Genomic DNA, 24,183 nt, shown 5'->3' on the forward strand with positions numbered 1-24,183 from the left:
CAACTCACAGAATTGTCACGCCCATCGCAGAAAACCTACGCCGTCGCTGATCGGTCTCGGCTGCAACGCAGCCATGATGCGCTGGTGCATCGCATGAGCGAGCGCGGCATTCGACATCAATCGCGATTCGCCTCAGCGCATCGATTCGACAAATCGTGACGAGCGCGCGCAGCCTTCGCGCGCAATGAGGTGATCCGTGCATCGCGCGCAAAAAAAGTCTTGCACGGTTTCGGCAAACTCCGTAGGATGAGCGAGGTGACACTTGCTGTCGCGCTTGCAAAGGGATGTTCAAGCAGGCGCGGCGCGATTTGATATCCTGCGTTTCTTTTAACTTACTTCGACGCGCCGTCCTGAGACGGAATGAATAGGCAACCAACAATCGGCGGTTCATGGATTTCGAGGTCGCCGATTTGCTGAGTTTTTCTGTTTCGCGGCGAGATGCCTTTCGGCCCCTTCCCAGCCTGGCGGCCGGATCAGCAGCTCGCCTTCCCACTCCCTTAAGGAGGACTTCTGGTGGCCAAAAAGAAGGCAGCCAAGAAGAAGACCGCTAAGAAAGCGGCCAAGAAGAAGGCCAAGAAGAAGTAGTGCGTCCCGGTCTTTGGACCGGTGAATAACGCGAAACTTCGCGGCAATTGCTACAACGAGAAAGGAATGCCCGGCTAAGGTCACCCTTAGGCCGGGCGTTTCTATTTCTGGACGGCCTTTTCTGGTAGAGCGGAGCAATCGCGGTTTTCGGACCGTTTCCGGAAGGGAAACCCGAGGCACTAACCGCAAAACCTCCCGCAAGTCAGCCGATGGCTGCCTCGTCAGCCAAAGCTTTCAGTCGGCGCAGCGCCTCGTTTCCGCCGTGCTTAAGCCGGGCGGAGAGAACCTCGGAGCCTGAAGCCTTGGCGTACTTCTGCATCAGGCCGCCGGCGAAATCCAGCGCGGCCTCCGACACGCGGCCGATCACGACCGCGCTGGGGCCGACGAAATCGTGCGGTACCAGTAGCGCCACCTCCGCGGCCGACGGCCGCGCGGCATGAAGCGCAAGCTGATCGTTCTCCTCGGCACGCCGACCCAGTACGACCTTGGTCGCGCTATCGAAGCGGACGTGCCGTCCGATCTTCAAAAGCTCGAATTGCCAGCGGTCCGCCTCGGCGTCGCTTCCCAAGAGGTCATGCACCTTGGCCGCAAAGCCAGGCTCGGTGAGCGCACAGCCGTTCGAGGGCTGCGGGATGCGCTCGAAGCCGAACTCGTGGGCCAGCGCAATCAAGCCAGTGCGGCCGCGGCCGGAAAACGCGTACAGCTCCTCGCGATTCACAAGGCCCGCGCGTTCCGGCGCCGTCACGGGCAACAAGCGCGCCGAGAGGGGTCGCAGCAAATCATCCGTCAGGCCGGCGCGGTGCGCGATGAGTGCCAGGTCGCGTTTCTTCTGGCTCATGGGGCGCTGGCCGACGACTTCGCCGCTGACGACCAGTGACGCCCCGTTCTCGCGCATCCACTGCCCCGCGATGCGGAACATGTAGATGCGGCAGTCCAGGCACGGATTGGCCCCGCGACCATAGCCATGGCGCGGGTGACGGACGATGTCGAGGTAATCGTCCTTCTCGGCGATGATCGAGAGCCGCACCCCGAGTTCCTGGGCCGCAAGCGCCGCCTGGTCCTGGCAGCAGGTAAAGGTCGTGCGGAACGTGAGCGCCTCGACCTCGATGCCCTGCCGCTGCAGGATGCGGATCGCCAGCATGCTATCCAGGCCGCCGGAAAGAAGTGCCACCGCGCGCACCGTCAAGAGAACGCTCCTTCGTCGTGGCGGCGGTCAATCCGACGGAAAGGGGATGTCATCCCCGCGGATCTCGTTCAAGGCATTTTGCGCCGCCCGCTGCTCGGCTTCTTTCTTGTTGCGCCCCCAGGCCGGATGGTAACGGTCGCGGCCGATCTGGGCCGAGATCTTGAAGCACTTGCTATGATCCGGCCCTTTTTCATCGAGCAGTTGGTACGTGGGCGTGCTGCCGAATTCGCGCTGGGCAAACTGCTGCAGCTGCGACTTGAAGTTGCAACCGTTTTCGCCCGAGGCCGCCATCTCGATTTCAGGACCCAGGTGCAACTCGATGAACGAACGGGCCGCGGCGTCGCCCCCGTCGAGGTAAATCGCCGCGATCAGCGACTCGAATACATCGGACAAGAGCGAGGATGGCACCGTGGGATGGCAGGTCATACCCTTGCCGAGAATCAAGAATTCGTCGAGACGCAGGGCCTCGCTGATCTTGGCGCAGGTCTGGCGGCTGACGACCACCGACTTGATCTTGGTAAGCTCACCCTCGAGCAGATCGGGGTAATTGTGATAGAGAATCTCGCACACAATGAACCCGAGAATGGCGTCGCCAAGGAATTCCAGCCGCTCGTTCGAGGCCAGCCGGTGCTGGGCGCCCGAGGCATGAGTCACCGCCGACAAGAGGAGCGAAGCGTTGCCAAAACGGTAATTGATGCGTTCTTGGCAGCGTTCAAGCTTGTCGAGGATTTGTGTTCGGTCCGTTTCAACGATGTCGCTCATGCAATCTGCACAATACAACGGGGATGAACACGGAGGAGAGGCTTGAATTCCACCATAACCCTAACTGCCATACCGAGTTTTGTCAATCGAACTTGGCTAATCTTACCGATTCTGCTATGACGTTTTTCGATTTCCGGCTGTTATGCACGCCCCTCGTGCAAGAACCAGTCGGCCCCTGGCAACTACCCGATAGCGAACCGACGAGCGCCCGTTTTCGTAGCCCAAAGTGTACCGGCTCGTTAATCGACAGCCTTCAAAGCACCTCGCCACCGCCGGTCGACGGAAGGCCCAGCACGTTCAGCATTCGTTAAGGAGGAGAGTGTATGAGTTCCATGAATCAGCACGGCAGTACCCGACTATGGGTAGTGGCCTTGGTAGCTGCCAGCGTATTGACCGGTGCCGCAGTATGGCATGCCCCCAGCGTTGCCGAAGACAAGACCACACCGCCTGTGCCGCCGACCATCGCGCACAAGGCGGAACAAAGTTTCGCGAAGGCGCTGTCCCATGCGTTCCGCTCGGCCGCCGACGCCGCCATGCCGAGCGTCGTGACGGTGATGTCCGAGACGCGCACGCGGCAGGTTAAAGGCAACGGCCGCACGGGCGAGAACCCCTTCAAAGGGACGCCTTACGAAGATCTCTTCAAGGATTTTCAAGGGCGTGGGATTCCCTTCAGCATGCCGGCACCTGAGCGTCGCGCGGGCGTGGGCGCCGGCGTGATCATCGACAAGTCGGGGATCATTCTCACGAACAATCACGTGGTCGAAGGGGCCACGGAAGTCACGGTACGTTTGTCCGATGGTCGCGAGTTCGAAGGTTACGACATCAAGACCGACAAGTCCTCGGACCTGGCCGTCGTTCGTATCAAGGGCGCAGGCGACCTGCCTGCTGCCACGCTCGGTGACTCGGACAACTTGTCGATCGGCGATTGGGTCATCGCTGTCGGCAATCCGTTCAATCAAGAAATGACCGTCAGCGCGGGCATCATCAGCGGCAAGGGACGTACGCTCCCATCGGGCCAGCGCGCTCAGTACTTGCAGACGGATGCCGCGATCAATCCGGGTAACTCCGGCGGACCGCTCGTGGATCTCGATGGCGAAGTGGTCGGCATCAATACGGCCATTGCCTCCAGCAGCGGTGGCTTCCAGGGTGTCGGTTTCGCGATACCGATCAACCAGGCCAAGTGGGTTGCCGATCAGCTCGTACACGGCGGGGCGGTAAAACGCGCTTACGTGGGCGTGGTTGTCGGCGAGATTTCCGGTGACCTGGCCGAGCAGTTCGGCGTGCATCGTCACGACGGTGTCTTCGTCAATGAAGTGATACCCAACTCGCCGGCCGCCAAGGCAGGCCTGCAGGAAGGCGACATCATCACCGAGTTCGGTGGCAAGCACGTCGGTACGCCCGGCCAGTTGCAACAACTCGTCGAGCGCACTCCGCTGTCGAGCAAGGAAGACCTGGCGGTCCTCCGCGATGGCAAACCGCTGGCCTTGCGGATCGGCGTGGAAGCCATGCCTGACGAACCGCAGATCCGCAACGTAGGAGGATCGCACGGCGATCACGATCCGCGTTCCTTCACCAGCGACCAACTGGGGCTGGAAGTGGCGGACTTGAAACCCGAAGAGGCCGAGCAGCTCGGCTACAAGGATGTCAAGGGCGTCGTGATCACGAACGTCGATCCTGATGGCCTCGCGGCCGAACACGGCCTGGCCGACGGCATGCTCATCAAGAAAGTCGGTAAGAAGGAGGTCACTTCGGTCGAAGACTTCAAGAAGGCCATGGCCGACGAATCGACGGAAAAAGGCGTGTTACTGCTGGTGCGGACATCGGCGGGCAATCGCTTCGTCGTCCTGAAAAAGTAAAGCAAGCCCGAGCCTCGGCGAAACTCGGCAACTTTGCCAGAACCGCTATAGTCAGGCCGGTGCCCCCGCGGGCACCGGCCTTTTTTTATTGACTCGTTAACTTGGCACCCTAAGAATGCAGTAACAAAGAGGGGCACGGTCGGCGTCGGGCCTAGGCCCATATCCATCTGGCGCGCCCGACACGTCTTAACGTCAAGCAACCATCGCTTCCCCGGATCGCGTGGAAACTTCCGGCATGTCTCAATTGCCACGCCTAGCGATCGGATCCGTTCACCCGGGCGTCGACGCTCAGCCCCTGTGCTGGGCACTCTTGGCGCTGTGGTCCGCGCGGGGGCAGCAAGTTCAGCATTTTCATGCCACGGCGTCGTTCCCTCGCCTCGAAGGGGCGCGGGCAGCAACGGGCACAAGCTCCCGGCATCTCGATAGCTGGCTGATGACGCCCGAGGCATGCCGCGAAACGTTTGCCCATGGCGCGGCCCAGGCGACGATGGCTGTCGTCGAGGGCCGCTTTGCACAAGCGAGCGAACAGCCGTACCGAGGCGGTTGGCTGGACGAGCTCTGCGATTGGCTCGATTTGCCGCGGGTGGCCGTCGTCGACGCTGCACAGATCGGCGATTGCCGTCTGCCACCGCGCCCGCGCCAGGTCGACGCGCTGCTGATCGACAATCTGCGCGGCCCGGCGCACTTTGCTCAACTGCAGACGACCTTGGAGGCCTTGTGGAAGCTCCCGGTGCTGGGCGGTATGGACGCGCAAACCTCCGTGCGTGAATCGCTCGCAGCGCTTCCGTCGGGCACCATGCCGCCGCAGGAATTATGCCGGCAACTCGCCACCGGATTGCAGCGTTACGTCCGGCTTGATCGGTTGCGTGCGTTGGCGGCGCGGCACTCGTTTCCCACCGTGCGTCCGTTTGTCTTCCACGCCGACGATCCACGGCGTTCTTCTCGGTTGACGGTCGCGGTGGCCTTCGACGAGGCGTTTCGCTGCTACTTCGCCGACGCGCTTGAGTTGCTCGAGATCTCGGGTGCGACGGTGATCGACTTCTCACCGCTACGCGACGAATCGTTGCCGGCCGACGTCGACCTGGTGTATCTCGGCTGCGGCCATCCGGAACGCCATGCGGCGGCGCTGGCCGAAAATCACTGTATGCGGCTGGCGCTGCGCGAGCATTTGTGCGCCGGGCGGCGCATCTACGCCGAAGGGGGAGGCCTGGCGTATCTTTGCGAGCATCTGGTCACGCCCTGTGGAGAGCGGTTGCCGATGGTGGGGGTCTTTCCAGCGGTGGCGGCAGCCAACCCGCGTCCGGAACCACCAATTCCCACCACCATGACACTCGGCCAGAAATGCTGGCTCGGTCGGCCTGGAACGAAAGTGCGCGGCTACCTCAGCGGCAACTGGCGCATCGAATCGACGGGAAGAATCGAAAGCCTGGCCACGGAATCGGCTTATCGGCACGATCTTGTGAGTCGCTACCTGGCGATCGGCAGCCGGATGCACATCAATTTCGTTCCGCAGCCGGAAATCCTGCATAGTTTCTTGCAGCCCACGCTTCAGCACCAGACATTGTGTTGAGTTGCGTTTGGCCCACACAATCTTCGACGGTGCGAGCTTTTGTGGGGGCAGCTTCGATCTGGCAGCTTCGGCCTGGCCGTGGCGCGATCTCGATTTCTCAGCTCACCAGGATTCCGGCGATCAAACTCACGGCGATCACGGTTTCGACCAGCCCCATGACCTGCATCGTGCGCGGATCGGTTTGCACCAGGAATTCCTTGAACTGGGTGGGAAAGACGCTCAGTGTGAACCCCTCCATCAGGAAAAGTGTCAACGCGATGAGGGTAATCCAGCGTGCGGCGTCCATCGACAGGCCCTATTGATCGAGACGAGCGCGGGCCAACAATCGGCTCTTCCGCCCGGCATTCACCCAACTATAATCTTCGCTTCACCGACGGCAACGCCGCTCTCCCCCTGTAAGCAATCGTTCATGCCATGGCCCAGTTAGGCGTCAATATCGACCACGTAGCGACGGTGCGGCAGGCACGGCGCACTTATGAGCCGGATCCCGTGTGGGCGGCGGCCGCCGCCGAACTCGGGGGCGCCGATGGCATCACGATCCATCTGCGCGAGGATCGCCGGCACATTCAGGATCGGGACCTTCGCATCCTGCGCGAGACGGTCACCGTGAAGCTGAATCTCGAGCTGGCCTGCGACAACGACGTGCTCGATCTCGCCTGCCAGGTGAAGCCCAATCAGGCCACGCTGGTGCCCGAGCGGCGCGAGGAAGTGACCACCGAAGGCGGTCTGGATGTTGCCGGTGCAGAAAAGAAGGTCGCCACCGCCATCAAGCGCCTGCACGACGCCGGTATCATCGTCAGCTTGTTTCTCGACCCCGACCCGCGCGCGATCGAGCGCGCGCATCGCCTGCAGGCTGACGCCGTCGAGTTGCATACCGGCCAGTACGCGCTGGCGAAGGAGCAAGAGCAGGCCGCGGAGCTCAAGAAGCTGTCCGACGCCGCCCGGCTGATCGTCGAACGGGGGCTGACCCTGCACGCGGGCCACGGGCTGACCTATCGGAACGTCGTGCCGGTTGCCCGGCTGCCGCAGATGTGCGAACTGAACATCGGGCACAGCATCGTCGCCCGGGCCCTGATGGTCGGCTTCCAGGCGGCGGTACGCGAGATGAAACAACTGGTTTCGACCTGATCAACGGCAAGGGCCCTGCCCTGCCCCCTTTGCACGCAAAATCGTCCTGCTCTATGATGCGCGGACGTTAGCCATTCCTCATTCTATAAGGATGCGCGGCCGCGGACCGCGACGATTTGCGAACATGACGACCAAGGGTGAAGCGTTCGCCGGGCTGTCGGTGGCCATTACCACGCCGTTCAAGGACGGCGAAATCGATTTCCCGACCCTGCGCAAGCAGATCGATTTCCAGGTCGCGGCCGGCACTCATTGCATCTGCCCCGTCGGCACCACGGGCGAGTCCCCGACCCTCTCGCACGACGAGCACGACCGCGTCATCGCGGAAGTCGTGCAGATGGCAGCCGGCCGCATCAAGGTGATGGCTGGCACCGGCTCGAACAGCACGCGCGAGGCCCTGCGGCTGACCAGGCACGCCGCCAAGTCCGGCGCCGACGCGGCGCTGGTCGTCGCCCCCTATTACAACAAGCCGACGCAGGAAGGGTTCTATCAACACTTCAAGGCCTTGGCCGAGGCCACGGACCTGCCGATCTGCGTCTACAACATCCCAGGCCGGACGGGCAAGAACATCGAGCCCGAGACCATCGCCCGGATGGCCGAGTTGAAGAACATCACGATGGTCAAAGAGGCCACCGGTTCGATGGACCAGGCCTCTCAGGTTCTTGCACTGACGAATCTCACCGTGCTCAGCGGCGACGACAGCCTGACGTTACCTTTGTTGGCGATCGGCGGGCGCGGCGTGATTTCGGTGGTGGGCAACATTGTCCCAGGCGACATGCTGGCGCTTCTGCGCAGTTTCGAGGCCGGCAAGTTGGCCGAAGCGCAGGCCTGGCACAAGAAGCTCTTCCCCTTGTGCCGCGACATGCTGGGACTGGCCACCAACCCGATCCCCATCAAGGCAGCCATGCGACTGCTGGGTCGCGACAACGGCGAAATGCGCCTGCCGATGACGCCGCTCGGCCCGGCTGACGAAGCCAAGTTGCGCTCGACTCTGGCCGGCTACGGCCTGCTGTAGTTTGCTCTCGCGGCATGGAACACGGCCAGCCGGTCGGAGCGAACGGAGGATTTCGCAGCAATGCGCCGGGTGCTGCTTCTCTGCGAATATCCAACGCTCAACGGTGGCGAGCAATCCCTGCTGGCACTTTTGCCGCTGCTGCGCACGACGGCCGATTTCCACTTCGCGGCGCTAGCGCCGCCGAGCGGGCCGCTGGCCGAAGCCTTTGCCGCACATGACGTCGAAGTGTTGCCGCTGGAGGTCAGCGCCGACGGCCAGCGCTCGCAAGCGGCGCTGCGTGCGCAAATCGTTCGCGCGATCCAGCAAACGAAGCCAGACGTGGTTCATGCCAATAGCCTGGCGATGGGCCGGTTGGCCGGTCCCGTGGCCGCAGCGCACGGCGTGCCGAGCATCGCGCACCTGCGCGATATTATCGGGCTGAGCGGCCAGGCCATTGTGGACCTGAATCAGAATACGCGACTACTCGCGGTCTCGGCCGCCACACGCACGCACCATATCTCGCAAGGCATCGACGCGGACAAGGCGTTCGTCGTCTACAACGGCGTTGACCTGGCCCGTTTTCATCCGCGACCGCACAGCGGCTGGCTGCACCGCCAGTTGCAGCTACCACCAGATGCCATGCTCATCGGCACGATCGGCCAGTTGGTATTGCGCAAGGGGCATGACGTGCTGGCCGAAGCAGCGGCGTTGCTCGCGCGCCATTTTCCACGGGCCCATTACGTGATCGTGGGCGAACGGTATTCGACGAAAGATGAAGCCCGCAACCACGAAGAACATGTTCGCCAGCGGTTCGCACGCGGCGACCTGGCAGGGCGCGGCCATTTCCTTGGAGTTCGCCAGGACGTGCCGGAAATCCTGACCGAGTTGTGCCTGCTTGTGCATCCGGCCCGTCAAGAGCCGCTGGGACGCGTGCTGCTCGAAGCGGCAGCATCAGGCGTGCCTGTCGTCGCGACCGACGTGGGGGGAACGAGCGAGATATTCCCGCCGGGTACGGCGCTCTTGGTTCCGCCGAACGATCCGGTGGCGCTGGCCGAATCTATGAGCGCTATCCTGAATGATGGTGCGCTGCGGGAAAAGCTTGCCGCTTCGGCGCTCGACCGAGCGCGGCGTTGTTTCGATGCCGCGGTAGCCGCCGCGGAATTGGCGCGGCATTACCTGGCCGCCATCTCTCGGTCGGGGGCGCAGCGGACGGGGTGACAATCGCCTCGCGGCGCCGCTAGATTAAAGCCTGCAAATACACGCCGCACACCGCCCGAGAAGATCCGATGAGTGACACGCATTCGCCCCTGATCGACGCCTACTGCAAACGCACGCCGACGTCGGCGCGGCTTTATGGACGGGCCAAGGATATCTTTCCGAGTGGCGTGACGCACGACGGCCGGTTTCTCGAACCGCATCCGATTTACGTCGACCGCGCCGCCGGCTCGCGCAAATGGGATGTCGACGGTCATGAGTACGTCGACTACGCCGGCGGGCACGGGGCTTTGCTGCTCGGTCATAGCCACCCGACGGTCGTCGAGGCGATCGCGCGGCAATTGCCGCGGGGCACGCACCTCGGTTCTGGACACGAGTTGGAAATCCGCTGGGGCGAGTTGGTCCGCGAATTAGTACCCTCGGCGGAAATGGTGCGCTTTACCAATTCCGGCACCGAGGCCACGATGCTGGCCTTGCGATTGGCCAGGGCGTTTACCGGGCGCCCGAAGATCCTGCGCTTCGCTGGGCATTTTCATGGCTGGCACGATCACATGGCCTTCGGCGTGGGATCACATTTCGACGGTACGCCCACGCCGGGCGTCCTGGAAGGCGTCGCCGATAACGTGGTCCTGGCGCCACCTGGCGATATCCAGGCCACGCGTGCCGTACTCGACAGTCATAAAGACATTGCCGCCGCGATCATCGAACCGACCGGCGCAAGCTGGGGGCAGGTGCCGATCTCGCCCGCGTTCATCGAGGCGCTCGTCGAGATGACGCGTGCCCGCGGCGTACTCTTGATCTTTGATGAAGTGATCAGCGGCTTCCGCTGCACGCCGGGGGGCGCGCAAGCGCATTATGGGGTGAAGCCCGACCTCACGACACTGGCCAAGATTCTCGCCGGCGGACTGCCGGGAGGCGCACTCGTGGGGCGACGCGACATCATGGAGTACCTCGATTTCACGAAATCCGTGGCGGCCGGCCGAGAAAAAATCTCGCATCATGGCACCTACAACGGCAACCCGTTGTCGGCCGCGGCGGGAATCGCCACGCTCGAGATCGTGCGCTCGACCGACGCTTGCCGTCGCGCCAACGACTACGCGGCGCGGCTGCGCGACGCGGCCAATCAGGCGCTCCGCGACGAGAAACTGCCGTGGATCGTCTACGGATCGTTTTCCGGGTTCCACATTTTCACCGATCCGACGGGCCTGCGCCCCTCGGCCGCGGACATCGAGGCGGGCAAGCTCGACTATCGCGTCTTCAAGACGCCGCCGGCGCGCTCGCTAGCCGTGAAACTGCGTTTGGGGATGTTGTTGCACGGCGTAGATATCTTTTCCTGGCCCGGTGGCCCCACGTCGGCCGCGCACACCGAGGACGATCTGGCGCAAACCGTTGAAGCCCTGCGGCGAACGGTGCGCATGCTGCGCGACGAAGGAGAGATTGCGTAAAGCGGCAAACGCAGGCGCTTTGCTATAGAAGACGTTGTAAAGGGTGCCACTGGTGGCTCACCCACTAGTGCAGGATTAGGTGATTCACACTGGTGGACAAGCCACCAGTGGCACGCAGTGGATAGTCGTTCCACCCAGCACGGACATTTAAAATCATGACGATTTGGGATTCCTTGAAGCTCGACGGCCGGAGGGCGCTCGTGACCGGCGGCAGCCGGGGTCTGGGGCTGGAAATGGCCCGCGCGCTGGGCGAGGCCGGCGCCGCGTTAGTCCTGGTCGGCCGCGACGCCCAGCAACTCGAAGCCGCCCAGCGCGAGTTAGCAGCCACGTGCAAGGCGCCGATCTCCCTGCTACCGGCCGATCTGTCGGCACCAGCAGAAGCCGAGAAGATGTGTCAGCAGGCGCTTGCGCAGTTCGATTCGATTGACATTCTGATCAATAACGTCGGCGGCCGGCGGATCAACGTTCCGACCGAAAGTCTGGAATTGGCCGATTGGCAGCGGATTGTCGATTTGAACCTCACCCAAGCGTTTCTATGTACCAAGCTGATTGGTGGCGCGATGCTCCCGCGCGGGCGCGGACGCGTGATCAACGTGGCGTCGATCTCGGCGCTCGTGGCCGGCAAGCAGATGCGCGGCCGCACTTACGAAACGACCAAAGCAGCACTGGCCATGTTCACCAAGGCCGTGGCCGCGGATTGGGCTCCGCATGGCGTCACGATCAATGCCATCGCGCCTGGCACATTTCTCACCGACGCCAATCGTCGCTGGTTCGGCGAGCGACCCGAACTGCGACAAGAGATCGAGGCGACGATTCCCATGGGCCGCCTGGGCGAGCCGCGCGAAATCGGCGGCCTCGCGCTGTACCTGGCCAGCGATGCGGCCAGCTACGTCACCGGCTCGATGATCGTCGTCGACGGCGGTCGATTGCTGTGGTAGCCGCGAACGCTAGTGCGACAGCCGACGCGAGATTTCCATAACGTCGGAAAAGTAAGTGTGACAGTGCGGGCAGAGCGTGTAGCAGACACGCACCTCGCGTTTGCACTTCGGACAGATTTTCGTATCCCGCGCCGCCATGCTCGATTGAATGAGGCTCGAGCCCGAGCTGCCCGCCATGTCGTTTGACGGCGCCTCCTCGTGCACCGGACGATCGTCGATCGCCGGCGGCGGCCCGATCAGGTCGGCGATGGCATCCTCGCTCAAGGGCTCGGGGAGCTTGGGAACGAGGACGCGGGCCTGACACTTCGGGCAAAGCCCGGTCTGGCCGGCGTACTTGTCCTTGACCTTCAACAAGTGCCCATTCGGGCACTGAAACTGAATCGACATCCGGCGACCCCTCCGGCTGCGCAGCAACCGAAACGTTTGTGTCGCGATGCCTCGCCGCGCCCGTCGCGGCGTCTCTATCCCCAGCCTTCGGCCACGCGCCAAAGGGTGTCCGTCAATGATTGAAGGAGCAAGCGCGGCTTCAGCGCGACTTGCTGACTAGGACACGACAGGGCCGGATGAAAAGAATGGATGAAACGGACTAGCGCCCCCGCCACGCCCGAGAGTCAGGCGCAACCGCGCGAGCCGCACATAAGAAGCCCCCGCGGCAACAACCCATCCCCCTGCTCGTACTGTACTCACAGCCTTACAGGAAATCCAGAGAAGTTGCTCCAAGCTGCCTTCCAGCTTGGCAGAGCACACACTCACACGCGACGCGGGAGAGGCCTGAAGGCGCCCGAGCGCGACCGGGTTACCCGTCGAGGACCTCGACGCGCGCCGGCTCGTTTAGGGCGCAAACGATCTGACTTGTAACATCGCGACCGAGAGGTCCCTCGCTAAGTTGCGTGCGCACCTGCCGGGCCGTTTCTTCGCTTGGCAATGCGGCGAAGATGGTCGGTCCCCAAGACGACTGTGCGACGCCGACAACGCCCAGGCGCCGCAACTCGTCGACCGTGGCCTCAGCCAGGCTCGTGGCGAAGACACCCCCTTGCTGCGGCGCAAAGCAGCGGCCTGCTTCCTGGCCGTAGCGATACAGCGCCTGACTGAAGAGATCGAAGCGCCCTTCCATGGCCGCCGGCAGCAGGCCCAGCATCGCCTCTCGGCACATGCGTGCCGAGGCCTCAAGCGACACGGCAGGCAGGCCTTCAAATGCCCGACGCTCTGCCTCGCCCGAGAGCCCTTCGCAATTTGCCTGTCGCACGAGGAGGAACCGCCACTGTGTGGGAATGGGGACTCGACATAAAAGCGGTGCCACTTCGCTCTCGGCGCTTTTGCCCGCCTCGGCAATCAGCCCTCCGTGAAAAAACCCGTACAGGCCCACGGCCGAGCGCCGGCCTCGCCCAAGCGTTTGCGCCAAGGCAGCCGTCGCAGGTTCAGGCAAGTTAAAAAGCGCCGTCATGCCCTCCGCGACAGCCAGCGCCAATTGCGTGCCGCTTCCCAGGCCGACGTGCGCCGGGGGGGTTTCGAGGATTTCGATGCGGCAAAGCCCCGCGCGATTGAACCAATCGGCCTCGGCGACCCGTTCGGCATGGCGCAGCGCGATCTCAGCCGACGGTCCCTCGGTCGAGAGTCTGTCGGCTGCAGTCATCCTCAGCCGCACGGCCGGCGCGTCGACCATCGCCCCCACCCCGCCGAACTCGCGCGTTCCGGGCTGACCAAAGGCGAACAAACCGAAGTGCAATCGGCTGCCCGTAGTGACAAGAACCGCGCGGCGAGACATGCACTTCCTTACGGCGCGGAGGACGCGCCCGGGCGGGAGGGGTGAAATTCAGGATCGGCCGCGTTTTCTCTCTGGTCATCGAGCGCGTGCCGAAGGAAATCTTCGAGAAACGCAAAGGCGCGATCTTCGGCAGGGCCGGCGGTTTTTTCCACCAGCACCGCCAGGCGACGCATCTCGGCCGTGATCGTCTCGGCCGGCAGAAAGTTGACGCGTGTGGCCAGGATCGCTGCCTCGACCACGGCGTGCTTGGCCCGATTGAAGCCCAAAAAATCGCGCAGCACGCCCCGTTCGACGACTTCGGCAATCAGGCAGGCCCGGGGCTCGCTAAGATCGATTTCTCGAACTTCGAAGGCGAACCAGCGGCAGGCATCAGCCAGGACCCAAATGTCCCTTCGCGAACCCGGAATGAGCCGCGGCAAGGTCTCGAGCCGGCCCACGGCGGCCCGCGCCAACAGCTCGACATCATCCGTGACGTGAAATACGCCCTGCCGGCTGCGCACCAGGTTTTTGAGCGTGGTTGAAGTCTGATACGGGCGCAACCTCAGCCGCGAGATTCCCTCGTCGACAATCGGGCCCATCGGTGCAATATGCACCGAACCGTCGTCGTTCGTGGTGGTAACGATGCCTTCGAGAATCATGTTGGCGGCAGGGGTAGTTAAAGGCCCGAACCTAAGCGGCCATTGGCGCACACCCGGGAAAAATCCAGCATACCGCCGCGCGGCTTCACGCTGAAGGACCGGCCGCGCGAAGGTAGTGGCCGCGAACTCCCTCTCCCTCCGGCCGCCGGGAGAGGGACCCGACCGCAAACGCCGTCCTTAAGATTTCTCATCCGACAGATCGCAAGGAGGGGAGTTTTTAACGCGCCGGCCCGCGTGGCTGTCCTCGGCCACGGTGAGCAGTCCCCAGTTGAGCGCTTCGTCCTGCCGATAGTCCTTGCCAAGCGTCAGGGCCGTGCGCGCTTTGGCCAGTTCGTAGCCAAGGTAAAAGGCGTGGCTTGCCTCGAGCGGACGCTTGCTTTCGTTCTGGATGCGCGCCAGTAGCTCGTAGGGATCGGTGCCCTGCAGGTGAAGTCCGGCGCTGATCACGTGCAATTGGCCCGAGTCTACGAAAACTCGATAATTCGGATCCTTGATCTCCCGCGCAAGTCGCTCGAGCTCCGCGGCCCCGCGCTCGTGAACACGCGCGTCTCGCAGCATCACCAGTCGCTCGTCGACGTGCTTCGGCAGAACCTTCTTCTCGACGGCATGAAACGCCAGGCGCCGCGCCACATCGCATTCCCGCACTGAGCTGCGCGCCCAGTTGATGACCTGCGTCGTCAGCACACTGTCGATGCGCAGCTCCTGACAGAAGCCGATCAGCATGGCATTGACGCCAGCCGAATCGACGTCGGTCAGCTCCGTGAGGTTACCGATCCCCATCATCATCGCCGTGTTGGGATAGCGGCGGCGCACGTCGAGGTACCGCCCCAGGCTGCGGGCAAAGCCGAAGCCGATCGGCTCGAGAATCGGGTCGAGGCGCACAGGCACGTTTGCGGCCTGCAATCGCGCAATCGTATCGTCGAGTCCAGCCAGCGATTCCGGGACGTCCGGCACGACGACGACCTCACATCCCCAATCGACGGCGCGCTGGACGTTTGTGGAATTCACCGACAGGACCAGCTCAGCCCCGGCCCGGACGGCGCGTTCGACCTCGTCGGGATTCATGCTGTCGATCGAGATACGCAACGACTCGTCGCGGAGCATGCGCACGGCATCAGCAACGTCGGCCCAGTCCTCGCCGGGATTGCAGCCCAGGTCGATCACATCCGCGCCGTCAGCGGCCAAAGCACGGGCCTCGCGCAGCAGTTCCTCACGTGAGAGGCGCGGCGCATGATTGATTTCGGCCAGTATTTCCATCGAGTATTTGCCGTAATCGGTGTGCTGTGTCCCCTCGGCGCTAAACCACTCAGGCAGGTCGCGCAAATCCTTCGGTCCGCGATCGACGGGGACGCCCGCCGCCGTCTGCACGTCGTGCAAGTCGCCCAGGCAATAACCGGGCAGAACCACGCGCGTTGTGCCGGCAGGGAGCGCCAGTCGCTGCGCCACCCAGCGCGGGGTCATCAGCGCCGCGACCGATATGCCCAACACGCTCACCGAGTAATCGAAGTCGGCGCGCGGGGCCAGATCCGCCAGCACGTTGTGCAGGCTCTCCGCGGCCAATCGACCCGTGACGAAATGGACATGCTCTCGGTTCATCGATCGATGGCGCGCCGTGCTGCCCGGCAGTTTGCAAATACCAAGGCGCGGGTCCTCAATGGCCTCCGTTAACGGCCACAATTTGCCCGGTGATGAACGCGGCCGCCGGCGAGGCAAGGAACGTTGCGGTGCGGGCCACATCCTCGGGCGTGCCCCAGCGGGCCAACAGCGCTTCGCGCACCGCGCGGTCTTGCCAATCCTGCGAGGCGTTTTCACCCCAGGAGGTTTTGATCCAGCCCGGCGCCAGGCAATTGACGCGCACGTGCGGGGCGAGCGAACGAGCAAGGCTTTTGGTAAAGGCCATGATCGCCCCCTTGGTGGTCGCGAACAGTTCGCCGCTGTCACCGGCCATGCCGCTTTCGGCCTGATCCCAACCGACGTTCAAAATCACGCCACGGCCGGCCGTTTTCATTCGCGCACCGGCGAGCCGCGAAAGCGCGATCGTTCCGCGTACATCGACCTGCCAAAGCGCGTCGAGTTTCTTTTCAAAGGGCCAACGTGCGGCTTCGCCCGTGAGCGTGTCGGCGCCGGCGTTGTTGACCCAAATATCGACCTTGCCGCGCCAGGCCCAGGCGCGGTCGACAAACTGTCGCGCTTGCGCCGGATCGGCAATGTCGGCCATTTCCACGGCGGAGTCCGCTCCCTGCCGGCGCACGGTATCCGTCACCGCCCGGGCGGCCTCGCTCGAGCGCCGGCCGTGGACCAGCACCGCGGCGCCGGCGGCCGCAAATTCGAGCGCAATCGCGCGACCGATACCGCTGGTAGAGCCTGTGACGACCGCGGTTAGTCCCTGAAGCGAGGTCATGAAGCTTATTTGGAGAGTGAGCGATTGAGTTCGGATGAGCCGGTTTATACTTAACTTGTAGTCCCGGCCAGGGCCGCGGACAAGGAATGCCGCGTGGCGCTGCGGGCCTTCCTCCGCCCGCACTATCGAGCGCTCGAGGTGCACGCGCCACCGTTCGGTCAGGCGCGGCTCGCGTTAGCGGTTCGCGGCGTTACAATCTCTGCTTCTCGGCGATTTGTTTTCCACTCACGCGTCCTCTCTCGATCCGCCCGCGGAGCCCCGATTCCTGAGCGACATGGACAATCCCATCCGTGCAGAACTGATCCGCGACCGGCTGGCGACGACCGCCTTTGCATTCCGCGGGTACAACAACACCAACTTGGGGCGGACGGCCGAGCTGCTCGAACATCGAGTCTACGGGCCCGTCGTCGAGCGGTATCTGCGCGAAGACTCGGAAGCCTGCTCCGAGGCGACGGGCCGCAAGTTCGATCTGGTGAGCCGCGTGCGATCGCGGCGCGAAAGTTCGCTGGACACCTTCGCCGAAGACATTCCGCTGATCGTGGCCGTAGAGCGCGCCCAAATCGCGCTCTTGAAAGAATTCTTCGACATCGACTATCGCCGGTCGCGACTGGCGCTGGGCTACAGCATCGGCGAGATCGCGGCCCTGGTGTGCAGCGGTGTCTACGAAATGCCCGACCTGCTGAGACCGCTTCTGTATTTGTCGGATGATTGCGTCGAGTTGGCGAAAACCGTGACCATGGGGGTCGTCTTCTCGCGCGGGCCGGCGCTCGACCTGGACGCCATTCTCCGCCTGTGTACCAAGATCACGGCCGAAGCGCACGGCATCATCGATATGTCGAGCCATCTGGCCCCTAATACCGTGCTGCTGCTGGGGCAGAACGCAACGATCGACCGCTTCAAGGAGCTCATGCCCGAGGCGCTGGGAAAGCAGGTCCACCTGCGGAAGAATTCCTACAAATGGCCGCCGTTGCACACGTCGATCTTGTGGAGCAAGAATCTTTCGAACCGGGCGGCTGCCACCATGCAAACGGTGCGCGGCGGTTTTATCGCGCCGGTGCCCCCCATACTTTCGATGGTAAACGGTAAGGTCGCGTACAACGACTACAACAGCCGCAACCTGATGAACCGCTGGGTCGATCAGCCGCAGCGAATGTGGGATTCGATCAACGAGCTTTTGACGATGGGAATCGATCTGATTCTGCACGTCGGCCCCGAGCCGAATCTGCTTCCGGCGACGTTCCAGCGCATCAGCGATAACGTCAACGCCCAGGTGAATCGCTGGTCCTTAAAGAGCAGCCTGGGCCGGCGCGCCGTGATGGGCATTGTGCGACGCCCGTGGCTGGCGAAGGTGATCACCTCGCGGGCGGCGATTCTACGTACGCCGTTCGTCGCGCATGTGGTTGTCGAGGACTGGCTGCTGGCACAAGAAGTGCGATAGCACGGAGTCCGGCGAGAAAGTTACTTTTCGGCGGACGGTTCGGCCGCATCCGCCAGCGGCAGTTCGTAGCACACGGCTTCCTCGTGATTCCGCACAAGTAGCTTGTTGCCGGAAATCGCCGGATTGTTCCATGTCTTAGCCGTCAGCGCCGTGATGCGCCCCAGCTCGACGAAGGATTTTGGCTGCGGGTCGACCAGGGCCAGTTCGCCCGCTTCCCCTTGCACCAGCAGCAAATCACCGACCAGCAGCAGTTGCCCGTGCTGGTAGCGACCGCCGCGCCAGCGGCGCTTCCCGGTCTCGGCTTCGACGCAGCACAGGACACCGTCGTCCAGTGCGTAGACGAAGTTGTCGAGAAGAACCATGTCGGCAAACTTCGATTTCAGATTGCGCAGATTCCGATCGGCCCACAACTGCTCAGCGGTGAATATTCCATCGCTACCAGGCACGATGCGCAACAGCGCGCTACCGATTCCGTAGCCGGCCGAAACCAGCACCGTGTCGTCGCCGGTGACCAGCGGTTCGGCACACTTGGGATTCGGTTCTGGCCAGTCAAAGGTCCACAAGATCCGACCGTCGGCCGGGTCATGCCCGGCAACATTCGGCCGATTGATGATCACGATCTGCCGCCGCCCGGCGAGCGTGGCCAAGAGAGGCGAACTGTAGCTGGAGGCCGCGCTGCCGGCGTGCCATAGTTCGTCGCCCGTCCGCTTGTCGTAAGCGACCAGCGAATGCCCGTCCGGCCCGCCGGCCGAGACGACTACCGCGTCGTCGACGATGAGCGGCGAGCAACTCTTACCCCATTGGGGCTGAAGCTCCGGCGTGTCGGCGCCGTTTTCCTTGGCCACGTCGTGCGACCAGAGTCGCTTTCCCGTCGCCCCGTCGAGGCAATTCAAAAGGCCCCGCGCCCCCATCGTGTAGACGCGTCCCTCATCGATCGTCGGCGTGGAGCGTGGGCCGACGCCGGCCAGGACCTCTTCGAACCGGGTCTTGTCGGCGTGATACCAGACGGGCTTACCGGTCGCCAGTTCGTAACAGACCACCAGCTCGTTTTCGCCGCGCTGCTCTTGCGTGACGGCGTAATTACCGACGATGGCAAACGAGCTCCAGGCCGCGCCGATCGGGCGGCGCCACAGCTCGCGCGGTGGGTGGCTCGACCAGTCCCGCGACAGCCGTGGCTCCGACACGCGACCGCTGCGATCCTTTCCCAGGAATTGGGGCGAATCGTCAGGCGTCGTCGTGCTCAGGTCGGCGGTGCCCCCCACGAGATCGGCAAATTCGCCGGCCAAGGCGACATCGTGCTTGGGCGTCCAACGCCAGGCGAGCTTGGGAACGACGTCCCCGGATGTTTCGTCGATGCGCACCAGGAGCATGCCGATGCCGACCAGGCCCCCAAACGCGGCAAGCGTCCTCAGCCGCCCGCCCCACGACCAGGGCGCGGTGACCACCAGCCAGCCGAAGATTCCCAATGCCGTGCCGGCGATGGTCGAGGCCGACGTCAGGAAGGCAACCTGGTGATCCTTGTTTTCGCCGATCTGCGCCCATGCGCAGACGGCGCCAGCCGCCACGATCGCCAACGCGACCAATCCCCACCGCAGCGCGGGGGCGGGGCTCGCGTTTCCCTGCGGCCAACGTCGCGCCATCTCGGCCATCATGGTCGGCTATTCCGTGCGACTGGTGACTTCCAACAGGTGCCAGCCGAATTGCGTGCGCACGGGCCCTTGCACCTGGCCGACCGGCGCGCTGAACACGACTTTGTCGAATTCCGGCACCATCCGGCCGGGCGCAAATTCGCCGAGATCACCCCCTTGCTGGCCCGACGGGCATTGCGAATGCTTCTTCGCCAGGTCGGCGAAATCAGCGCCCGCTTCGATCTGCGTTTTCAGGCTTTCGCAGGTTTCCTTGGAAGGGACCAGAATGTGACGTGCTTTGGCTTTCTTCGCCATCGATTTGCCTCCACGGTTGGCAGAAAACTGACCCCTGGTGTTGTTATCGAGCTGAGCATGCGCCGGCACGCGGGCTGGCCCAGCGCACGCTCGTGCAGCATGACCACCATGCGGCTGATCGACGCTCTAGTCCGCAGCTACGGGCGCGGCTGTCCCGGGTTCTCTTGCGTTCCGCCCGGCGGCGGCGAATCGACATTTTCCGACGGTGGCGGCGGAGTATAGTCTTTGTCCGATTTGCCACAGCCGGCACAGATTAAAGACGAGAGCACCACGAACGTGGAGAAAAGCCTGAACTTCACGGGTAACGTCCTTGTGATTGATGATCCTGTCATTTGACGCGCAACGAACTTCGTCGCGCCATCATTATCCTTGTCAGCAAAGTCGACCGCGCCCGCCACGCGCCGCGGGGGGCGCGGTCGCCAATGCGTCTACTTCTTCGGAGGCGATGCGATGCCGATCGCGCCTACCGCGACGCGGCCGCCGGCGTCGCCGACGGGCTGCGTGAACTTATCAGGATTCGCGTGTACGACCAGCCCACGCCCCAGGATCGAATGCGGTCCTTCGAGCTCGAGCATGCTGTCCTTGATGTCGATCTTCGCGACGCCGTCTGCGCCGGCCGTGATATTTCCCAGGTCGCCGACGTGACGTTCCTTGTCACCGGGCTTGCCGTGCATCTTGTTTTCCGGATTGAAGTGGCCTCCGGCGGACATCCCGTCGGTGCTGGTCACGTCGCCGAACTGATGGACGTGGAAGCCGTGTTCACCCGGCTTCAGACCGGTAACCGTGCCCGAGACGTGAACCGACTTGCCCTCTTTGGTGAAATACACCACTCCGGTCACGCCACTATCGCCCATGGGGATAAGGACGGAGACGGCACGGTCGGGACCGGCGGCCTCGCCTGCCGGCGCCTTGGCGTGCTGCCCCGTAACAACCGCGACGCACGCGAGCACGAAAGTGAGGGAAAGTAGAACACGCATGGGATCAAGTCTCCTCGGAATGGGAATCTCGGTGATGGACGAGCAGATGCGGCGCTCAGCGTGCAAAATTAGGGGTTAAACAGTGCTCACGCAAGCCTTCGCGCCCCTCTTTTCGCAGGGCGGGTAACCCTTGGGGGCCCGAACGGGTCGGAGCGCACCCTGTTAGAAATCGAAACGGGGCGATAGGATGGCGGCGTTCCCTCCCGCGCTGTGTGCTGATGAATGCCTCTTCGTGGGGGAGGCATGGCCGTGTCGTTCATTCCCTGGCCGCCTGCCCGCCGCGCGTTAAATGCCCGCCCTTCGGTTAACAAGGAATTTCACGATGCGAATGCTTGCTTTGCTCTCACTGGCCATTACGTGTTGCTCATCCCCAGCGGTCTTCGCCCAGGGACAGGGAAAGAAGCTGACGCCGATTCCCCGGCCTGGCGCAGCCGCCGCGCCGACCAAGGTAAATACCGCCGACGCGAGTTACGCGATGGGCTACAAAATGGGAACCAGCATCAAGCGCGGCAAGGTGCCCGTCGACACCGCGGCGCTGCTCAAGGGAATTCAAGAGGGAGTCACGGGCGCCAAGAGTGCCATGAGCGAAGAGGACATGGTCGCGACCTTAAAAGCGTTCGAGCAGGAAATCGTCGCGAGGATCCCCGAACAGAATAAACAAGAGGGTGAAGCTTTCCTGGCGGCCAATGCCAAGGCCGAAGGCGTGAAGACGACGAAGTCCGGACTGCAGTACAAGGTCGTGAAGGAAGGGACCGGCAAGGCGCCGACGAAGAACGATCAGGTCACGGTCCACTACCGAGGGACGTTGGTCGACGGTACGCCTTTTGACAGCTCATACGATCGCGGGGAGCCGGCGAAGTTTCCCGTGGCCGGCGTTATCCCTGGCTGGACCGAGGCGCTGCAGCTTATGAAGCTCGGCTCGAAGTACATGCTCTACATTCCCGCGGACCTGGCCTACGGACCTGTGGGTAGCCCGCCCGTGATCGGCCCGAACTCGACGCTCGTTTTCGAAGTCGAGTTGCTGGGAATTGGGGAATAGTGCGTCAGAGCCTCTTCCTCGGTCTAGCCTGCGTCCTCTTCGAGCTCAAAGGGATAACAACCGTGATTCACGTCATCGCCTCGATTCGCGTTGCCGCCGGGCGGCGCGCCGAGTTTCTCAAGGAGTTTCATGCGCTGGTGCCGGCGGTAAAGGCCGAGGCCGGCTGTATCGACTACGGCCCCACGGTCGACGTCGCTAGCGGTATCCCGGTGCAGGGTGCCTTGCGTGACGACGTGGTTACGGTCGTTGAGCGCTGGAAGGACCTCGACGCCTTGAAGGCCCACCTGGTCGCGCCGCACATGCAAACGTACCGCGAGAAGGTCAAAGGGCTGGTGCTCGGCATGGAACTCCAGGTGCTCGAACCGGCCTAACCGCGGTTCCCGGTGCGTAAGGATTGGCAGCCTTCGAGCGTTCGAAACATGAGTTGCCCGCGTGCCTACGCCTGACTAGGCTGACGGCGAGTGCCTGCATTGCTTCGCGCGGGCGCTACGCGACCCCATAGATGCTTCGCGCCCGCGGCCTCGTATAATGCAGACAGACCCTCTCGGTACTTGTCCGTCAGCCGACTTTCCATGATGCGAGAACTGCTCCAGCGGCTGCTTGACGACCTGGCCGCCGATCGGGCGACCGCTTATTGCCGCCTGGTCGAGACGCGCGGGTCGACGCCACAAAAAGCCGGCGCTGCCATGCTCGTGTTTGCTGACGGCTCACAGGCCGGCACCCTCGGCGGCGGCTGCGTCGAGGCCGAGGTCAAACGGCGGGCTCTGGCGGTGCTCGACGGGCACCGGCCCGAGATCTGCTCGTTCCAACTCGACAGCGATTACGGCTGGGACGATGGGCTGATCTGCGGGGGCCGCATGTTGGTGCTGGTCGAACCAATCGCGGCGCTCGGCGAAGCCGACTATTTCGTTCGCCTGCGGCAGGCTCTCGACCGAGGACAGGGATGCATCGAAGCGATCGTCTTCGACGCCGAGAAAAGCGGTCTGCCGGCCGCGGCCTCGTTCCTGGTAAGTCCAGACGGATCCTTGATCGCCAGCCGCCATACCGGCACAACGCAAACGCTGCCGGCCGTGGTAGCGGAAGGCCTCGCTGAAGCCGCTTCTCGCCCCCGCGCTCAAACCAAATCCGGAATCGCTTATTTACCGCAGCGCGCCCGCGCGAGGCTCTTGATCGTTGGCGGCGGACACGTTGGCCAGGCCGTTGCGAATTTGGCCGTGGATCTGGATTTCGACGTGTGGGTACTGGATGACCGGGCTGAGTACGTCGAGCCATCGCGATTCCCGCGCGCTCAGCGGCTGATTCACGGCGACGTCGGCGTTATGCTCGCGCAGCTCGACATTACGACTGACACGTATGCCCTGATCGTGACGCGCGGGCATAATCACGACGAGGAGGCTCTCTATCATTTGGTCGATCGCGGCGCGCGCTACGTCGGCATGATCGGCAGCCGGCGGAAGATCCGCCTGATCTTCGACGATCTCGAGGCGCAAGGCGTATCGCCCGAGTCCTTGGCCAAGGTCTTCGCTCCCGTGGGGATCGAGATCGGTTCGCAAACCGTTCCGGAAATCGCGGTGAGCATTCTGGCCGAGCTCGTGGCGCATCGAAACTGCGGCGGCCAGGTTCCGGGGCGCCCCACAGCAATCCACGCGTGCGACCCGTGAACGGCGCCTCGGCACGAGCGACCACTGGGCAGCCGCGTTACTTTGCCATTGTTCCCGCCGCCGGACGCAGCGCCCGGATGGGACAGCCGAAACTGCTGCTTCCCTGGCGCGGGAGCACCGTGATCGAGCACGTTCTGTCGGCATGGAAAGCCAGCCGCGCCGCCCGGGTCGTGGTCGTCGTCCATGCTGCCGATCAAGCGCTGGCCGAGGTGTGCCGGCGGGCGGGCGCCGAGGTCGTGGTACCCGCCGTGCCGCCGGAAGACATGAAAGCGAGCGTCGGCCACGCGCTTCGCTGGCTCACGGATCATGCGGCGCCTGGGGCCTTCGATGCGTGGCTCGTCGCGCCGGCCGACATGCCGCGCTTGTCGGCCGCGCTGATCGATGCCGTTATTGCGGCGCATGGCCCTGACGAAGCATCCATCCTGCGGCCGGTCAGTAATGGCCGGCGCGGACATCCGGTTCTTTTCCCGTGGACCTTGGCGTCGGCGGTCGAAAAACTGTCCGCGGACGAAGGGCTCGACGCACTTGTCCGGCGCAACCCGGTCCGAGAAATCGCCTGGACCGACGCGGGCACCTTCGAGGATCTGGACCTGCCGGCGGACTACGAGCGGTTGCAACGTGAAGAGAATCCGTGACGGCGGGCTA

At 63.4% G+C, this 24,183-nt stretch carries 23 protein-coding genes; 12 read left to right on the forward strand and 11 right to left on the reverse strand.

Annotated features, from left to right (window positions below):
• Positions 1-787 precede the first annotated feature (787 nt).
• Entirely contained in the window at positions 788-1,765 is a 978-nt protein-coding gene (locus VHD36_06535; GenBank protein HVU86957.1) for a hypothetical protein, read from the reverse strand.
• Between the two features lie 33 nt (positions 1,766-1,798).
• Positions 1,799-2,533 carry a ribonuclease III gene (rnc, locus tag VHD36_06540; GenBank protein HVU86958.1) on the reverse strand — a complete coding sequence of 245 codons (735 nt, stop codon included), beginning with the start codon at positions 2,531-2,533 and terminating at the stop codon, positions 1,799-1,801.
• A gap of 323 nt (positions 2,534-2,856) precedes the next feature.
• Between rnc and VHD36_06545 the strand changes: the two genes are divergently transcribed.
• Positions 2,857-4,389 carry a Do family serine endopeptidase gene (locus VHD36_06545; GenBank protein ID HVU86959.1) on the forward strand — a complete coding sequence of 511 codons (1,533 nt, stop codon included), beginning with the start codon at positions 2,857-2,859 and terminating at the stop codon, positions 4,387-4,389.
• 235 nt (positions 4,390-4,624) lie between these two features.
• The gene (locus VHD36_06550) at positions 4,625-5,959 is read left to right on the forward strand and encodes a hypothetical protein (GenBank protein HVU86960.1); all 1,335 of its coding nucleotides are present in this window, start codon (positions 4,625-4,627) and stop codon (positions 5,957-5,959) included.
• A 97-nt stretch (positions 5,960-6,056) separates the two neighbouring features.
• Here VHD36_06550 and VHD36_06555 read toward each other — a convergent pair whose 3' ends face one another.
• Entirely contained in the window at positions 6,057-6,245 is a 189-nt protein-coding gene (locus VHD36_06555) for a hypothetical protein (protein HVU86961.1), read from the reverse strand.
• Between the two features lie 128 nt (positions 6,246-6,373).
• Here VHD36_06555 and VHD36_06560 point away from each other — a divergent pair, with 128 nt between their 5' ends.
• The 5 genes from VHD36_06560 (at position 6,374) to VHD36_06580 (ending at position 11,676) form a co-directional block, all read left to right on the forward strand.
• Complete coding sequence (locus VHD36_06560) at positions 6,374-7,087, forward strand: pyridoxine 5'-phosphate synthase (protein HVU86962.1); 714 nt, start codon at positions 6,374-6,376, stop codon at positions 7,085-7,087.
• A gap of 124 nt (positions 7,088-7,211) precedes the next feature.
• Positions 7,212-8,099 carry a 4-hydroxy-tetrahydrodipicolinate synthase gene (gene dapA, locus VHD36_06565; GenBank protein ID HVU86963.1) on the forward strand — a complete coding sequence of 296 codons (888 nt, stop codon included), beginning with the start codon at positions 7,212-7,214 and terminating at the stop codon, positions 8,097-8,099.
• 60 nt (positions 8,100-8,159) lie between these two features.
• Positions 8,160-9,296 carry a glycosyltransferase family 4 protein gene (locus tag VHD36_06570; protein ID HVU86964.1) on the forward strand — a complete coding sequence of 379 codons (1,137 nt, stop codon included), beginning with the start codon at positions 8,160-8,162 and terminating at the stop codon, positions 9,294-9,296.
• Positions 9,297-9,364: 68 nt separating this feature from the next.
• Positions 9,365-10,738: an aspartate aminotransferase family protein gene (locus VHD36_06575; GenBank protein HVU86965.1), complete on the forward strand. Its 1,374-nt coding sequence runs from the start codon at positions 9,365-9,367 to the stop codon at positions 10,736-10,738.
• Between the two features lie 155 nt (positions 10,739-10,893).
• Positions 10,894-11,676 (forward strand): glucose 1-dehydrogenase, encoded by a 783-nt coding sequence (locus VHD36_06580; GenBank protein ID HVU86966.1) that lies wholly within the window; start codon positions 10,894-10,896, stop codon positions 11,674-11,676.
• A 9-nt stretch (positions 11,677-11,685) separates the two neighbouring features.
• Here VHD36_06580 and VHD36_06585 read toward each other — a convergent pair whose 3' ends face one another.
• The 5 genes from VHD36_06585 to VHD36_06605 form a co-directional block, all read right to left on the reverse strand.
• Positions 11,686-12,063: a hypothetical protein gene (locus tag VHD36_06585; GenBank protein HVU86967.1), complete on the reverse strand. Its 378-nt coding sequence runs from the start codon at positions 12,061-12,063 to the stop codon at positions 11,686-11,688.
• Between the two features lie 409 nt (positions 12,064-12,472).
• A complete protein-coding gene (locus tag VHD36_06590) occupies positions 12,473-13,441 on the reverse strand; it encodes a hypothetical protein (protein HVU86968.1) in 969 nt (322 codons plus the stop codon).
• An 8-nt stretch (positions 13,442-13,449) separates the two neighbouring features.
• The gene (locus tag VHD36_06595) at positions 13,450-14,079 is read right to left on the reverse strand and encodes a DUF447 domain-containing protein (protein HVU86969.1); all 630 of its coding nucleotides are present in this window, start codon (positions 14,077-14,079) and stop codon (positions 13,450-13,452) included.
• A gap of 177 nt (positions 14,080-14,256) precedes the next feature.
• Positions 14,257-15,675 carry a DUF6513 domain-containing protein gene (locus VHD36_06600; GenBank protein HVU86970.1) on the reverse strand — a complete coding sequence of 473 codons (1,419 nt, stop codon included), beginning with the start codon at positions 15,673-15,675 and terminating at the stop codon, positions 14,257-14,259.
• 55 nt (positions 15,676-15,730) lie between these two features.
• Positions 15,731-16,480 (reverse strand): SDR family oxidoreductase, encoded by a 750-nt coding sequence (locus tag VHD36_06605; GenBank protein HVU86971.1) that lies wholly within the window; start codon positions 16,478-16,480, stop codon positions 15,731-15,733.
• Between the two features lie 274 nt (positions 16,481-16,754).
• Between VHD36_06605 and VHD36_06610 the strand changes: the two genes are divergently transcribed.
• The gene (locus tag VHD36_06610) at positions 16,755-17,918 is read left to right on the forward strand and encodes a hypothetical protein (protein ID HVU86972.1); all 1,164 of its coding nucleotides are present in this window, start codon (positions 16,755-16,757) and stop codon (positions 17,916-17,918) included.
• 20 nt (positions 17,919-17,938) lie between these two features.
• Here the strand turns inward: VHD36_06610 and VHD36_06615 are convergent, their stop codons facing one another.
• From VHD36_06615 to VHD36_06625, 3 genes are all read right to left on the reverse strand, one after another.
• Complete coding sequence (locus tag VHD36_06615; GenBank protein HVU86973.1) at positions 17,939-19,570, reverse strand: PQQ-binding-like beta-propeller repeat protein; 1,632 nt, start codon at positions 19,568-19,570, stop codon at positions 17,939-17,941.
• Positions 19,571-19,576: 6 nt separating this feature from the next.
• The gene (locus tag VHD36_06620) at positions 19,577-19,861 is read right to left on the reverse strand and encodes a peptidylprolyl isomerase (GenBank protein ID HVU86974.1); all 285 of its coding nucleotides are present in this window, start codon (positions 19,859-19,861) and stop codon (positions 19,577-19,579) included.
• A gap of 428 nt (positions 19,862-20,289) precedes the next feature.
• Positions 20,290-20,838 carry a superoxide dismutase family protein gene (locus VHD36_06625; GenBank protein HVU86975.1) on the reverse strand — a complete coding sequence of 183 codons (549 nt, stop codon included), beginning with the start codon at positions 20,836-20,838 and terminating at the stop codon, positions 20,290-20,292.
• 322 nt (positions 20,839-21,160) lie between these two features.
• On the opposite strand from VHD36_06625, the gene VHD36_06630 reads away from it, so the two are divergent.
• The 4 genes from VHD36_06630 (at position 21,161) to VHD36_06645 (ending at position 24,173) form a co-directional block, all read left to right on the forward strand.
• The gene (locus VHD36_06630) at positions 21,161-21,877 is read left to right on the forward strand and encodes an FKBP-type peptidyl-prolyl cis-trans isomerase (GenBank protein ID HVU86976.1); all 717 of its coding nucleotides are present in this window, start codon (positions 21,161-21,163) and stop codon (positions 21,875-21,877) included.
• 62 nt (positions 21,878-21,939) lie between these two features.
• Positions 21,940-22,248: a putative quinol monooxygenase gene (locus VHD36_06635; GenBank protein HVU86977.1), complete on the forward strand. Its 309-nt coding sequence runs from the start codon at positions 21,940-21,942 to the stop codon at positions 22,246-22,248.
• 201 nt (positions 22,249-22,449) lie between these two features.
• Positions 22,450-23,538: an XdhC family protein gene (locus VHD36_06640; protein HVU86978.1), complete on the forward strand. Its 1,089-nt coding sequence runs from the start codon at positions 22,450-22,452 to the stop codon at positions 23,536-23,538.
• On the forward strand, positions 23,526-24,173 hold the full coding sequence (locus VHD36_06645; protein HVU86979.1) for a nucleotidyltransferase family protein: 648 nt from the start codon (positions 23,526-23,528) through the stop codon (positions 24,171-24,173). The genes VHD36_06640 and VHD36_06645 overlap by 13 nt, the downstream gene beginning before the upstream one ends.
• Positions 24,174-24,183: the final 10 nt, after the last annotated feature.

The organism is Pirellulales bacterium (assembly GCA_035546535.1).
In the GTDB taxonomy this organism is placed as follows: Bacteria; Planctomycetota; Planctomycetia; order Pirellulales; family JACPPG01; genus JACPPG01.